At 38.5% G+C, this 15,739-nt stretch carries 12 protein-coding genes; all 12 read right to left on the reverse strand.

Annotated features, from left to right (window positions below; genetic code table 11):
• Positions 1-54: 54 nt before the first annotated feature.
• Positions 55-285 carry a hypothetical protein gene (locus DLK05_RS03195; RefSeq protein ID WP_127342533.1) on the reverse strand — a complete coding sequence of 77 codons (231 nt, stop codon included), beginning with the start codon at positions 283-285 and terminating at the stop codon, positions 55-57.
• Positions 286-306: 21 nt separating this feature from the next.
• The gene (gene ilvC, locus DLK05_RS03200; protein WP_127342534.1) at positions 307-1,353 is read right to left on the reverse strand and encodes a ketol-acid reductoisomerase; all 1,047 of its coding nucleotides are present in this window, start codon (positions 1,351-1,353) and stop codon (positions 307-309) included.
• A gap of 24 nt (positions 1,354-1,377) precedes the next feature.
• Positions 1,378-1,965 (reverse strand): acetolactate synthase small subunit, encoded by a 588-nt coding sequence (gene ilvN, locus DLK05_RS03205; protein ID WP_235831944.1) that lies wholly within the window; start codon positions 1,963-1,965, stop codon positions 1,378-1,380.
• Positions 1,958-3,697 (reverse strand): biosynthetic-type acetolactate synthase large subunit, encoded by a 1,740-nt coding sequence (gene ilvB / locus DLK05_RS03210; protein ID WP_127342535.1) that lies wholly within the window; start codon positions 3,695-3,697, stop codon positions 1,958-1,960. The genes ilvN and ilvB overlap by 8 nt, the downstream gene beginning before the upstream one ends.
• A gap of 37 nt (positions 3,698-3,734) precedes the next feature.
• The gene (gene ilvD, locus DLK05_RS03215) at positions 3,735-5,570 is read right to left on the reverse strand and encodes a dihydroxy-acid dehydratase (RefSeq protein WP_127342536.1); all 1,836 of its coding nucleotides are present in this window, start codon (positions 5,568-5,570) and stop codon (positions 3,735-3,737) included.
• A gap of 688 nt (positions 5,571-6,258) precedes the next feature.
• Entirely contained in the window at positions 6,259-8,436 is a 2,178-nt protein-coding gene (locus tag DLK05_RS03220; protein ID WP_127342537.1) for a S9 family peptidase, read from the reverse strand.
• Positions 8,437-8,551: 115 nt separating this feature from the next.
• Positions 8,552-10,915, reverse strand: coding sequence for a trans-4-hydroxy-L-proline dehydratase (hypD, locus tag DLK05_RS03225; protein ID WP_127342538.1), 2,364 nt, complete (start codon positions 10,913-10,915; stop codon positions 8,552-8,554).
• A gap of 125 nt (positions 10,916-11,040) precedes the next feature.
• Entirely contained in the window at positions 11,041-11,847 is an 807-nt protein-coding gene (locus tag DLK05_RS03230) for a glycyl-radical enzyme activating protein (RefSeq protein ID WP_127342539.1), read from the reverse strand.
• Positions 11,848-12,241: 394 nt separating this feature from the next.
• Positions 12,242-12,898: a cation transporter gene (locus DLK05_RS03235; RefSeq protein WP_127342540.1), complete on the reverse strand. Its 657-nt coding sequence runs from the start codon at positions 12,896-12,898 to the stop codon at positions 12,242-12,244.
• 93 nt (positions 12,899-12,991) lie between these two features.
• A complete protein-coding gene (locus DLK05_RS03240; RefSeq protein WP_127342541.1) occupies positions 12,992-13,372 on the reverse strand; it encodes a cupin domain-containing protein in 381 nt (126 codons plus the stop codon).
• Positions 13,373-13,498: 126 nt separating this feature from the next.
• Entirely contained in the window at positions 13,499-14,557 is a 1,059-nt protein-coding gene (locus DLK05_RS03245; protein WP_127342542.1) for a bifunctional transcriptional activator/DNA repair enzyme AdaA, read from the reverse strand.
• 161 nt (positions 14,558-14,718) lie between these two features.
• Entirely contained in the window at positions 14,719-15,204 is a 486-nt protein-coding gene (locus tag DLK05_RS03250; protein WP_127342552.1) for a GNAT family N-acetyltransferase, read from the reverse strand.
• Between the last annotated feature and the right edge of the window lie 535 nt (positions 15,205-15,739).

Consider the following 15,739-nt stretch of genomic DNA (forward strand, 5'->3'; position numbering starts at 1 on the left):
ATTTAATTCCATTAATTCTGTGAGAATTAGAGCTATTACTAAGCCAGAACAAACCTAGAAACTAAAGCGTTTGGGATCAAACAATTTATGCAACTCCACTACGATATTCAAAACCTTACTTCCGCATTTCATACAGACAAAAACAATAACTAAATCACTAAACACCTGAATATTACACAACATCACCTGTCCTATAAAATGGGATATCCAAACAATTCCAGTACGACTTCTAACATGCAAGTATTTACGGGAAAAGGAGGAAAATCGAATTGAAGTAATCTCCAATTCGATTTCCTTTTCCTATTCTTAGTTATTTTCAGGACGCAACTTACGAACAGCTGAACCTGCTCGCCACATTTCACTTTCGCGAAGCTCTTTTAATTCGTTATCTAATTTGACACGATAATCGCTTTCGCTATTCGAATCGATAGATCTTTGCGCTTCGTTACCTGCTTCTACTTCGCCATACAATTTTTCGAAAACCGGCTTGGTAGCATCACGGAATGGTTTCCACCAATCCAAAGCTCCGCGTTGGGCGGTTGTTGATGTATTGGCATACATCCAATCCATTCCATTTTCTGCAACCAAAGGCATCAAACTTTGGGTTAATTCCTCTATGGTTTCATTAAAGGCTTCGGATGGAGAGTGTCCATTAGCTCTCAAGACTTCGTATTGAGCAGCAAAAATTCCTTGAATACAACCCATCAAAGTACCTCTTTCACCTGTAAGATCGGAATACACCTCACGTTTAAAAGTTGTCTCAAACAAATAACCTGATCCAACACCAATTCCCAAAGCAACCACACGATCAAAGGCCTTGCCGGTAGCATCCTGAAAAATTGCATAGGAGGAGTTCAAGCCTCTACCTTCCAAAAACATTCTTCTCAAACTAGTTCCTGATCCTTTTGGAGCTATCAAGATCACATCCACATCTTTAGGGGGAATAATACCAGTACGCTCCTTATAAGTAATTCCAAATCCATGAGAGAAATACAAAGTTTTCCCGGGAGTTAGATGCTTTTTAACGGTTGGCCAAACGGCAATTTGTCCGGCATCCGATAATAGATATTGTATGATCGTTGCCTTTTCCAAAGCTTCTTCGATTTCAAAAAGTGTTTCTCCTGGAACCCAACCATCTGCTACAGCTTTATCCCAGGTCTTAGAATCTTTACGTTGCCCCACAATCACATTAAATCCATTATCTTTTAAATTTAAAGATTGACCAGGGCCCTGAACTCCATAACCGATAACTGCAATAGTTTCCTCTTTTAGTACTTCTCGGGCTTTTTCCAAAGGAAATTCTTCACGGGTTACTACTTGTTCTTCAACCCCTCCAAAGTTTATTGTTGCCATTTTTTATTTTTTTATTTTGGTTAATTAATTCGTTAATTCTTTTAGATAGCTCGTAAATTCTCTCTTTTGGCAAGAAACTGCCACACGTCCTGAACGAGCAAATTGTAACACACCATACTGCTCTAATTCATTAAACAACTCCTGATTATCGGCTTTATATCCAACTTTTTCAATCACTAAGAAATCTGGATTTACCGAAAGAATTTTTGCATTTCTTGTTCTCACCAGATTTTCTAAATTGCCATTTAGCTTCGTTGAATTAGCAATTTTAAATAAGGCTACTTCCTGGTGTACAATTTGATCAGCCTCAAAATAAAGTGCCTTAAAAACACCAATTATTTTCTCCAACTGGCGCACCACATTCTCGATTCGATTATCTGCAACAAATGCAACGATTGTATATCGGGAAACGCCTTTTACTTCTGATTCGGAAACGGTCAAACTTTCTATATTTATTTTCCGACGCGAGAAAACGATCGTCACTTCATTTAATAAGCCTATGTCGTTTTCTGAAAAAATGGTAATCGTATATTCTTTCATAATTTTTAAATCTGATTGATGAGATGGGAAATCCTTCTGAATTGCCCGAATACGTTTTTCAATTTTATTCAAGCCGCATATCTGAAACCGCAGCTCCCGGAGCTATCATCGGTAACACATTGCTTTCTGTTTCCACTACAACCTCCAAAAAATAAGCTTCCGGACTATCCAGCATTTCCTGAATGGCTGTTTCTAAATCATCTCTTGAGCTTACTCTTTTGGCTTGAATTCCGTATCCTTCTACAATCTTCACAAAATCAGGATTCTCCAATTGTGTATTTGAAAATCTTTGATCAAAGAATAAATCCTGCCATTGGCGCACCATTCCTAAAAATGAATTATTCAGCAATATTGCCTTTACAGGTAAATGATATTGCTTAATAACCGCTAATTCCTGCAAAGTCATTTGAAAACCACCATCCCCCGAAACGGAAACAACAGTTGCATTCCTATCACCAACCTGAGCTCCAATAGCAGCCGGAAGACCAAATCCCATTGTTCCCAATCCGCCCGAAGTAATCTGCGTATTCGGTCTTTTAAATCCGTAATAACGAGCACTGGTCATTTGGTGCTGCCCCACATCCGTACATAGTACAGCCTCCCCTTTTGTTTGTTCCGACAGGATGCGAATCACCTCCGCCATATTAATTTGATCACTCTTTGCATAGGCCTGCTTTTTAATCACCTTATCAAATTCAATCTGATAATAGTCCTTAAAGCTCTTCATCCAAGCCGTCCTGTATTCCCCGGAAACTACCTTGTTTAGTGCTTTTAATGCATCTTTAGCATCTGCTAAAACAGGTACATCTACAACAATATTCTTATTGTGTTCTGATCGATCGATATCGATATGAATAATTTTTGCTTGTCGTGCATATTTTGAGGTATCTCCGGTAACCCGATCATCGAAACGCATACCAACAGCTATCAATACATCACATTCATTGGTATTCATGTTAGGAGCATAATTTCCGTGCATTCCCAACATTCCAACATACAAAGGATGATTGGTAGGAAAAGCCGATAAACCTAATAAAGTACATGCCACCGGCACTTGTGTTTTCTCCACAAACTCAAGAAGTTCGTCTTCAGCACCTGACAACAATATTCCTTGTCCTGCTAACAACAGTGGTTTTTTAGCACTATTAATCAATGCCGCAGCAGCTTCAATCTCGGTCTTATTTAATTTTGGCATTGGCTGATAGGAACGAATTCCTTCGCACTTCTTATAATGATAGTCTGCTTTAAGAATCTGAGCATTTTTAGTAATGTCTATCAATACCGGCCCCGGACGGCCAGATCGTGCTATATAAAATGCCTTTGCCATTATCTCGGCTATTTCATCAGCTCGGGTAATCTGGTAATTCCATTTTGTTACCGGCATGGAAACACCAACAATATTCGTTTCCTGAAAAGCATCAGTCCCAAGCAATCCACTTCCTACCTGCCCTGTAATCACTACCAAAGGAGTAGAATCCAAATAGGCATCTGCCAATCCTGTAATTACATTGGTAGCTCCTGGACCGGAAGTCGTAAAACAAACACCAACTTTTTTGCTGATGCGAGCATAAGCCTGCGCACTATGCATCGCTCCTTGCTCATGTCTCGACATAAAATGCTTCAACTCGTCCTGATAATCATACAAAGCATCATATACAGGCATTATTGCTCCTCCAATGTATCCGAACATATTGTCTACACCTTCCTGAATCAGACTTCGAACCATTATTTCTGCTCCCGATATATTTTTTTCGGTAGTATATTTCATCCGTTCTATATTTTCTGTTTTTGTTGCTGTTTCCATAATATCCCTGAATTAGCTTCTTAAAATTCTGTCTTTCTTAAAGTACCCGAATAGCTCCTTTATCTGCCGAGGATACCAACTTGGCATATGCCTGTAATGCTTTGGAGATTTTTCTATCGCGCCCTCTGGGTACAAAGGCCTCCTCTCCGTAATCCTCTTCTGCTTTTCTTCTACTTTCTAATTCCTCTTCAGAGACACAAACTCTGATACTTCTTTTCGGAATACTAATCTCTATTACATCTCCTTCCTTAATAAGAGCAATAGCGCCACCTGCCGCAGCTTCCGGTGAAACATGCCCAATGGATAAGCCTGATGTTCCGCCCGAAAATCGTCCATCGGTGATTAAGGCACATTTGGCTCCCAAGCCCATTGCTTTTAGATAGGAAGTTGGATAAAGCATTTCCTGCATTCCGGGTCCTCCCGCAGGTCCTTCATATCGAATAACCACCACATCTCCGGTATTAATCTTTTTAGAGAGAATGGCTTCACAAGCGGCTCTTTGAGATTCAAAAACTTTTGCTGTTCCTTTAAAATCAAAGACCGACTCATGTACTCCTGCTGTTTTCACCACACAACCGTCGGGAGCAATATTTCCAAATAAGACAGCTAAGCCACCATCTTGTGTATATGCATTTTCCATGCTTCGAATACAACCATTTTTTCTATCGGTATCTAAATCTATATACACTTCATTCTGAGAAGCGAGACTTAAATTTCTCCCTCTTCTTCCTGGTGCAGCATAATAGGTTCCCAGAGCTTGATCCGAAACATTTTCCGATCTTAAACTATACAAATTCAATGCTGTATCCAGTTTCATTTGATCCACCCGGTAAACTTCCGTATTTAGTAATCCGCCTTTGGAAAGTTCTCCAAGAATACTCATGATACCTCCGGCACGATTCACATCTTCGATATAAAATTTATTGGAATTTGGAGCGACCTTACACAGGTTTGGCGTTCTGCGTGACAGCACATCCATATCCTTCATGCTGAAATCCACCTCGGCTTCATTGGCAATTGCCAATAAATGAAGTACGGTATTGGTTGATCCTCCCATGGCAATATCCAGTGTCATGGCATTTTTAAATGCTTCAGCAGATGCAATAGATCTGGGTAGAACTCTATCATCACCATCTTTGTAATAAGCATTTGTGATGTTAACAATACATTTGGCTGCATCTAAAAATAATTTTTCCCGATTTTTGTGGGTAGCGAGTAAAGTACCATTCCCAGGCAAAGCCAATCCCAGTGCTTCATTCAAACAATTCATCGAATTAGCTGTAAACATCCCGGAACAACTTCCACAAGTCGGGCATGCAGACTCCTCTATTTCCTGTAGGCGTTCATCGCTAATACTTTCGTCGCCGGCTTTTACCATGGCATCCACCAAATCCAGCTTTTCTCCTTTTGATTCTCCTGCTTCCATCGGACCTCCCGAAACAAAAACAGCAGGTATATTTAATCGCATGGCTGCCATCATCATTCCCGGCGTAATTTTATCGCAATTGGAAATGCATATCATGGCATCTACCTTGTGAGCATTACACACATACTCCACGCTATCAGCAATAACTTCACGGGATGGCAGGGAATATAACATGCCATCGTGTCCCATGGCGATTCCATCATCTATTGCTATGGTATTAAATTCGGCAGCAAAAAAACCAGCTTTCTCAATTTCCTTTTTCACTAATTGTCCAACATTTTGCAGGTGAACATGCCCTGGTACAAACTGACTGAATGAATTTACTACTGCAATTACGGGTTTCCCGAACATTTCCTCTTTCATTCCGTTTGCACGCCACAGACTTCTGGCTCCGGCCATTCTTCGGCCTTGGGTGGTTTGATTGCTTCGTAGTTGATTTTTATACATTGTGGTTAATAGTTTTATAATAAAAAAGCGCCCTTCTGTCCGGAAGAGCGCTTATAATTTCGTTTGTTTCGAAGTTATTGTGTGTGCACGTCTTCCCCTATCCTCATTCTAATAATGACGATGGCAATAATAATGACGATAATGACTACCTTAAATGATAACATACAATAAGCTGATCAAAAAAAAGCCCCTTCGTTTCGGAAGAGGCTTAAGATATTTTGTAAAACTAATTTCGTTTATTTAAATATGCAAAGCCTCGTTTCATGTCCAATAAGGACGCGAATAATGACGCTGATAATAATAACTGAATTAAATTGCATATTTCTTTTTCACTTGTTCGACCTTAAAAAATATTTTAAAGACCCATTTGTTTTTAACTTTGTCAACGAACTTTTACAATCTCTCTTTCGATCTGATTACGTTGACAAATCTATGCGACAAATATATTGGAAAAAACCTCTTTTTTCAAAATACTACGATTCCCAATTGCTTTTTTTTCTTCATAAATATTCTAAATAACACCCATAACGAACTGAACAACAAAGCATACTATTTATTTAAAGAATTAAATAAAATGTAATCTCCAATGCTTTAAATTTAGATGGAAGTAAATATAAAACAAGCTTTAATATATCTTTCCTCAAGAATCTTTACACAAAATCTTGTCTAAATAACTCGTTTGATTCTATCATAAATTTTCTTTCAGAAAATCTGTCATCATCGTGAATAAATGCAAACGGGTTTGACCGCCATAAATGCCATGGTTCCTGTTTGTATATAAATGCATTCGAAATTGTTTGTTGTGTTGAACCAATACTTCGGCTAACTCCAAAGAATTCTGCATGTGTACATTATCATCAGCAGTTCCATGTATTAATAGAAATTTCCCTTTCAGTTGATCTGCAAAATAGATTGGTGCATATTCATCATATCCTTTAGGATTTTCCTGTGGAGTTCTTAAATATCTCTCAGAATAAATACTATCGTAATAGCGATAGGTTGTAACCGGAGCTACTGCAATTCCGGCAGCAAAAACATCCGCGCCGCGAAACATACATAAAGAGGACATTTGACCACCGAAACTCCATCCGTAAACTCCAATTTTATCCTCCGAAATAAAAGGGAGCTTTGCCATATATTTACCGGTTTCAATCAGGTCAATAGCTTCTAAATTTTGAATCTGCATGTAGGTGCACTTTTTGAATGCTTCACCTCTTCCTCCGGTACCCCGATTATCAACACATACCACAACAAAACCTTCCTGAGCCAAATAATCAAACCAATCGAATCGGTAACGATCCAAAACCTCTTGCGATCCCGGACCTCCATAGAACGTTAACAATGCAGGATATTCCTTTGTCTCATCAAAATTCACAGGCTTCATCATCCATGCATTCAGCTCCACACCTTCCGATGTTTTAAATTTAAAAAATTCACGCTTCGGTAATGTATATGCCTGCATTCTCTTTTGCAGATCAGAATTATCTTCCAATATGCGAACCAAGTCCTGTTTGGCATTGTGCAAAGTCACCAAAGTGGGTTGCCCATTGCTCGAATAATAATTAATATAATACTTAAATCCTTTGCTGAAACGAGCCTCGTTCGTTCCTTTTTTCTCACTCAGTAGAGTAGCCTTCTTGCCTTTAATATCTACAGCATAGATCTCTCTTTGTAAGGGCGATACGGCTGCAGCCTGATAATAGCACAATTTCTTCAACTCATCGTATCCGAGAAATTTTGTGACTTCCCAATTGCCATTGGTTATTTGTCGTACTTCTTCACCTTGCATATTATACAAATAAATATGATTGAAGCCCGATTTCTCGCTTGTCAGGATAAAATGCTTTCCATCTTTTAAAAAGCTTAAATCATCGTTGATATCAATCCATGCCTTATTCTTTTCCTCGTAAAGTAAATGTGTATTTCCAGTAAGCACATTGGCCAATAACAATTCATAATGGTTTTGATGGCGATTCATTCTAACAATACTCAACACTTTAGGATTTTGTGTCCACTTGATTCTCGGAATGTACTGATCGCTTTCTTTCCCTACATCCATTGTTTTTGTATCTCCCGAATCCAAATCGTAAACATGAACGCTTACTTTAGCATTCTCCTCTCCTGCTTTGGGATATTTGAAGGTATAATTCTCCGGATACAAGGAATTCTCCAACTTTTCGGGATGACTCCCTTTAAAAATGGTCATATTAAACTGTTTCACCTTGCTCTCATCGAAGCGCATATAGGCAATGCGCTTTCCATCCGGAGCCCATTGAAACCCTTGCGCGAAGGCAAATTCTTCTTCATAAACCCAATCCGGAGCACCATTAATAATATGATTGTATTTACCATCGAAAGTGATTTGCATTTCCTTTCCCTTCTGTAAATCTTTCACAAACAGATTATTCTCTCTGAAAAAACACACCTTATTGCCGGAAGGTGAAAAATCAGCCAATTGCTGTCTTCCGCCTGACAGAGCTTCCAAGCTTTTCTTATCGCGGTCGTAAACGAAATATTCTGCTGAAAAAGAATGTCGATAGATGTTTTTGCGATTGCCGGCAATTAATATCTTTCTTTCGTCTACGGAGAATTGATAGCTGTCGATTCGCTGGATTTTATCACTTCCCAATTGTGATAAATCGAAGATTATCTCCTCCAATTCGCCACTTGCATAGCTGAATTTTTCAATTCGCATGCTGTGTTTTAAAACGGTGTAGCTTTCCCCGCTATTCATCGAGCGCAATCCGTAAACCGAACGAGCATGAAAAGTGCCTTTTTGGGTAATGTCTTCCAGCGTAAAGCTCTTTTGTGCCTGCAATACTGTGATGCTTAAAAAAGCAAACAGAAATAAGATTGTTTTTTTCATTATTGTATATGGTATGAGGTTTGAGATTCGTAAATCCCTTTTTAGGTTTGTTTATCGGATGGAGTAAAACCCATAAAGACACACGCAAGTGCATCTTTACAGATTTCCCATTTCTTTAAAATGATTCGTGTTCGTTTCTTTCGATGATTTCATTTTGAAGATCCTCTCCCAAATCATTAAAATAATCGCTGTATCCGGCCACACGGACAATTAAATCCTTATAATTTTCGGGATGTTTTTGTGCATCCTTCAAAGTATCTGTGCTTACCACATTAAACTGAATATGGTGTCCGTCCATTCGGAAATAGGAACGTACCAAATTCATTACCTGAGTAATTCCAGCATCATTATTCATGAAGGAAGGACTGAATTTCTGATTCAGAAGCGTTCCGCCAGTACGTAAGTGATCCATTTTGGAAGCAGATTTTACCACAGCCGTCGGACCTTTTGTGTCTGCTCCCTGGAAGGGAGATATACCTTCAGATAATGGTTTTTCCGCCAACCTTCCATCTGCTGATGCACCCATCACATTTCCAAAGTACACATGGCAGGTTGTAGGCAACATATTGATTCGGAACACGCCTCCTTTTGATGATGGACGAGCATTTATGGCAGCATAGAAGGTCTCGAAAATCGCTAATGCTTCCTGATCGGCATAATCATCATCATTTCCATACTTTGGCGTATTATAAACTAATTTGGCACGCAGTTCATCATATCCTTCAAAATTTTGATCCATAGCATATTTCAATTCTTCCAGCGAAATATATTTCTGATCGTAAACCTGGTACTTAATGGCAGCGAACATATCGCTTAGACTTCCCAATCCTACTCCTTGTATATAACTGGTATTGTATCGTGCTCCGCCTGCATTGTAGTCCTGACCTTTAGAAATACAATCCTCTACCAAAACCGAAAGAAAGGGAACCGGCAGATAATTGGCATACAAACTCTCGATCACATTATTTCCACGAATCTTAATATCAGCAAAATATTGAACCTGCTTTTGCCAGGCTGCAAAAAGATCTTCATAGCTTGCAAAATCGGCAATTGTACCGGTATGCAATCCTATTTGTTGCTTGGTTCGCGGATCGAATCCATTATTCAGGGTAATCTCCAGGATCTTTGCCAGATTAAAATATCCCGTTAAGGTATAACTCTCCGTTCCAAAAGCGCCGGTTTCCACACAACCACTACATCCGCCGTTTCGGGCATCCTCTATGCTTTTGCCCTGACGCAATAATTCCTGAACGATGGCATCGGTATTAAAAATGGACGGTTGACCAAAGCCTGTCTTCACAATCTTTAATGCTCGCTTAATAAAGCGATCGGGATTTTTCTTACTCAGCTGCACCATCGAACTTGGCTGTAACAATCGCATTTCCTCAATTACATCCAACAAAATATAGGACATATCATTCACTGCATCCGAACCATCTTCCTTCACACCACCCATGTTGATCAGACAAAAATCGGTATAGGTATTGCTTTCCTTAGCCGTTACGCCCATTTTTGGCGGAGCAGGATGATTGTTGAATTTGATCCAAAATGCCTGAAGCAATTCATACATTGCTTCTTGCGACAGCGTACCTCCCAGCACTTCCTTTTCGTAGAATGGCTGTAAGTGCTGATCCAGTCGTCCCGGATTAAACGAATCCCAGGGATTTAATTCCGTAATCACTCCCAGATGTATGAACCAGTAATGTTGCAAGGCTTCGTGAAATGTTTCGGGTGCATGAGCAGGAACTCTGCGACATATCTTAGCCATTTTTTCCAATTCGGCCTTCCGCACACTATCCTTCTCTTCCCTGGCTAATCGCTCCAATTCCACTGCATGACGTTCTGCAAATAGAATGATCCCATCGCAAACCAGATCCATAGCCTTCAATTCCTCCTGTTTTTCATAGGCCTTCGTATCGTTGAAGAAATCCAGACTTTGGATTGCTGCTTCAATTTCTTTTTTTACTTCCAGGAATCCTTTTTGGAACATTTTCTTGCCCAAAACAGTATGACCAGGAGCTCTCTGCTCCTGAAACTCGGTGAAAATTCCAGCTTGATAAGCATGCTTCCACTCCTCGTTCATATTATCCATCAAACGATCACGATTGGTTTTTCCGCTCCAAAATGGAATAATCGTATCCTTATACACCTTCCTGGTTTCCGTCTCTACTTTAAAAGATACCTTAGTCCGATCGTTCAATATCTGCAAATCCTCAAGAGAGTGAATACATATTTCGGGATAGGTAGGACAGGCTTTCGGTGCCGGACCACGCTCCCCCAAAATCAATTCATTCTCATTGATACAGATTGTTTTGTTTGCAAAAATATATTGAAAAGACATTGCTCTTTGAACTGGCACCGAAACTTTCTGTGCCTCATCCGACTTATAGAATTCAGTCATCAATAGAGCCCTCTCGTGAGAAATACAATTAATAGCATTTAAACTCTGCTCGCGAAGTATTTTTATTCTTTGGTTCATTTCTTTTTAGATTTGAGATAATAGATAACGGTAAATAGGTTTCCCGGAACTGGTGTTTTTCTTCTGCATTTGATCCCCTTCCTTCCTGCTTCCCCTTCTTTCTATTACCATTTAATTATGAATTATTATCCACCAATACAGACCTTATATCCTGCCTGTACAAACTGATCTTTCACCCAATCTGTATCTTCTGGCTTCAAGCTTGAAATCGCTGGCATTCGATTTTCTTTATTAAACCGATTGTACTTATCCCTTCCTATTCGGTGATAAGGCAAGATATTGATTTCTGGTTTCCAGGAAAATCCCTTGAGAAAATCAAGTAATTGACTGATATTCTCCTGTGAGTCGTTATACCCCGGTATCATCGGATACCGAATGATCAGCGCTTTCTCGTTTTGCAGTAAAAACTTAAGATTATCCAGAATCTGCTTGTTCGAAACACCTGTTAATTTCATATGTTCCGCTTGGTTCATGTGCTTTACATCAAACAGAAAGAGATCGGTGAATTCCATAATCCGCTTCACATTTTCCAATGGTGCAAAACCCGAAGTATCCACTACAGTGTGAAAATCCATACGCTTGCATGCTCGCAACATATCCTCTAGAAAATCAATTTGAAGCAAGGGCTCTCCTCCCGAAAAAGTTACTCCTCCCCCCGATTCATCAAAGAAAAGCTGATCTTTTGCAAGCTCTCGTAATAAGTGTTCCGATGTGTAATCCTTGCCTATAAAAACATTCTCGCTTACCTCTTTTTCTCCCAATCGATTGATTCGGGCATAGGTTTCTATCTCAGGAGAAAAACTCTCCGGATTATGACACCACAAGCAGCGTAAAGGACAGCCCTTCAGGAATATTGTTGTTCGAATTCCCGGACCATCGTGTACTGCATAGCGCTTGATATCAAATACGACACCATCCATACTCTTAGTCATTAGATATTAGGAACTAGTCCTCCCAGGAAGACTGTTCTATAAACTGTAATAAAATGTAGATTGATCCCATTGACATATGGGTAATAGAATTTTACCGGATCAACAAATCCAGCATTCGTAGAGTCCTTTGTAGGAATGATTGTGCAGTAGGTGTATTATTCTATTCATACCTTTAATCTCGTGCGAGGTAAATCTATGAATTTTTTTTGAGCCTCTATTTATTAAACCTGATTTATAATTATTCTAAGTAATTTTCTTAACAGCTTTTTATAGCGGAAGCAGTATTTTGAATGTAAACGAGTATTTATTTAGAAGCTAAGAAGTATCCCGTATCGTATTCCAATACGGGAAAGCACAACTATCCCCGATGGAAAATGTGTATTGAATTCTCTTATTATTGATTTGTAAACTTATCTATTTCCTTCTTGAAATTTGCTCTGCAACAATATCCTGTTGGGTTAATTATTTCGCATTTCTCCAGCACTTTTGATCTGTAATGCGAAGTTATTTCTTCCCATGTTGTTAATTGATGGTTAAGAATAGCTTCCTTAATTTGTTCGCTGTCAATATTATTACAATAACAAATGATTTTTCGTTTTGAGCCCTTCTTAAACCAAAGTTCTCTTTTCAATTCCGACAGATCAATTTTAATTTCTTCATTGTAATAGGCAATCTTACAATCAGGATTGAAACAGATGAAATTCTTAGTTCCCAAATTTATTTTCCTGAGACTCTCGGTTTTTAAATTCGATTGAAAAACGGTATTGGGAACCAACTGCCCCGATTTGGCACATTCAGGGCATTCAGGAATTACCAGTGCATTCTCTATATTTTCAAAACCCGCAACTTTATAATGGCCTTCGTTTATTTTTGCAATAATTTCTTCTTCAGAAATGATACTCTCATCAAAAGCTATTTTTCCACTGTCGGTATGATGATCTACAATTTTTTCTTGTATTCCTTCCAATTCATCCAAACATCTTTCAACTGCTGCCGAACAACTTGGGCAAGTCATTCCTTCTATTTTTAATTCTAATATTTTCAAAGACATAGCTACCAAATTAATTCATTAATATCCTTTCCTGTTAAAAGCAAATTCCTTACAATTATCACCATTGCAAATTTGTTTCAATTGGGTTCCTTCCTAAACCTTATCATTTCCAATAGGATCAATAGAAGCGGATTCCACCATTAGCATCACAGTTTTCTTCGGGGCTCTCGGTCTATGCATTAGGCCTTTTGAAATCGTAGTACCTTGGTGAGGATTCAATTCAATGGTTTTATCCTCTAAATCAATGTATAATTTACCGCTTAAAACAAAGAAAAATTCATCCTCCTCCTCGTGCTTATGCCAGTGATAGTCCCCTTCAACAATACCAATTCTTGCCACACTCTCATTTATTTTGGTAAGTGTTTGATTGAACCAATTTTCCTGGCATTCCTCCACAATTTTTGGAACATCTATTAATTCCTGATGATTGAATTTAATGTCCATCTTCTGATTGTAATCGTATTTTTTTTCCATTTCTTCCTATTTTATAGTATTCCCCTATTGATAGTCAATGATTCCTTTATCAATCACGACCGATGAGTGCGAATACTTGAATAATTATATTTTTGTTGGCGCTGTCTAAGTAAATGTTAATTCTCTCTATTTAGATGATTCCTCGTTATTATTTTCCAATTGCAGCAAGTATTTTTTCCGGCCAAGCCCTCCTCCGTATCCTGTTAGATCTCCATTACTACCAATTACTCTATGACAGGGGATAAGAATAGCAATTCGGTTATATCCATTGGCGCTAGCTACTGCCCGAATAGCTTTAGGTTTATTCAGTTTAATAGCTTGTTCTTTATAAGACCATGTTTCTCCATACGGAATTTGCTGAAGCATTTTCCATACAGATTGTTGAAATTCGGTACCAGGAGTATGCAAGGGAATACTGAATTCTCTTCTTTTTCCTTCAAAATATTCCAATAATTGAATTTGTAACAAGTCCAGATATTTGTTTTTACCAGGCAATATAACGGCATTTAATCTCCTACACAAATCTTGAAATTCTGTTTCTAACATTCTCCTATCCGTAAATTCCAATAAACAAATTCCCTGATCTGTGGCACAGGCAAACATAGCTCCCAAGGGAGTAGTAAATCGAATTATACTAATAACATTTCTTTCTTTTAGATTTTTAGGTGATTTTCCAAATATATTCTGCCATCCCTCATTAAAACCACTAAGCGATTCATAGCCTAAACCAAAAGCAGTATTCGTTATTGAATTTCCTCCTTTTATTTGATTATATGCTTTGTTAATTCGAAGCATTCGCTGATAAGAATGAAATGTCATGTTATGGTGTTTTTTGAACCATCTTCTTATTTTACTTGGCTCTACTCCTCTCTGTCTTAAATCAAAATCTTTAATTTTAAGGTATGGATTATCTTGTAATTCTGTGATGATATTATTGATATACTCAGGGGCTTCCCCTTCTAAATTCATTGGCTTACATATCTTACAAGGTCTAAATCCATTTTGAATAGCTTGCTGAGGCGTATCATAAAAGATCACGTTTTTTGCATTTGGTTTTTTGGCCCTGCAGGAAGGTTTGCAAAATATGCCTGTGGTAGTAACAGCGGTAACAAAAGATCCTTCATATAAAGATTCTTTTTTCCCTATAGCATTATATTTTTCTTCAAATGATAATTCCTGATACATACTATTCCGGTCTTAAAAGTGTATTGCAAATATCGCGAGAAGAAGAATCTCAAACAACCGAAAAATTGACAAGTTCATTTTCTGACGGATGGGAAGGCATTATTTCTGGCTTTTACCAGCATTCTTAATATGGTATAGATAGTTGGTATAGTGCTTGTTTTTTAGATTCCTATCACGCTACTTCTTCTCTCCAATAATAGGGTATCTCTCCATTTGCCATCCATTTGTGCAATTTTTTCTCTTGTTCCTATAATTCTAAAACCGAATTTTTCGTGCAATTTAATGGTAGCTACATTTTCTGGAAATACGCTGGAGAATAAGGTCCATATTCCTTCTTTTTCAGAAGATCCTATTCCTTTATCCATTAGCAGGGACCCTATTCCTTTGCCAAGATGATTCGTATCGAGATAAACACTAACTTCAGCCACGCCCTCATAAGCCTTTCTTTGCGATACAGGAGATAGTGCAAGCCATCCAATTACTTTTCCATTCTCCTCATAAACAAATCGGGTATGCCTTAGATGATTTAAATCCCAATCAGACCAGGAAGGAACTCTGGTTTCAAATGTGGCATTTCTGGTGAGCAGTCCCATTTCGTAGATTTCCAGAATCCTACTAGCATCCTGTTCCGTCATTTCTCTAATCATATGGCTGATTGTATTCTTAATGGTTCTAGTAATAATCTGCAGCATCTGCTGCGATCCAACGATCCTCACTTTGAAATGTTGCTTTGTTCCAATGGATCCCGATGCTTCAAATGTATTATTATATTTTGGATAGTTTATTTTAGTCCCGAATTAATTGTCAGTAGGTTTTGGAGGAAGGCTCTTTTTTTTAAGATAATGACTCACAATAAAAAGAATCCCCACAATAACAGTAGCGATAGCGGATGAAGCAATCCGTTGCTATTTCTTTTTTTGGTCTAGCAATGTTTGGGCAGATTGCCACGCTGCGCTCACAATGACAGCTATGAATTAACGCATGTGCAGTTTGTTGGAGGCGCTCTGAAGAAATGGAGCAGTCTGCTGATGTGTGGATGCGCGGTGGCCTGAAAAAAATGCGGGCCGGCGGTGGGGTGAATGGATATTTAGACTTTTCTGCTAACCAGAAAAGTCGTTAAGAATATCCAGAGTGTGGGGATAGCATATTTTTTTCTTGATTTTTTGGTTCTTTTTGCATCAA

Source organism: Ancylomarina longa (genome assembly GCF_003996985.1).
GTDB classification, from domain to species: Bacteria; Bacteroidota; Bacteroidia; order Bacteroidales; family Marinifilaceae; genus Ancylomarina_A; species Ancylomarina_A longa.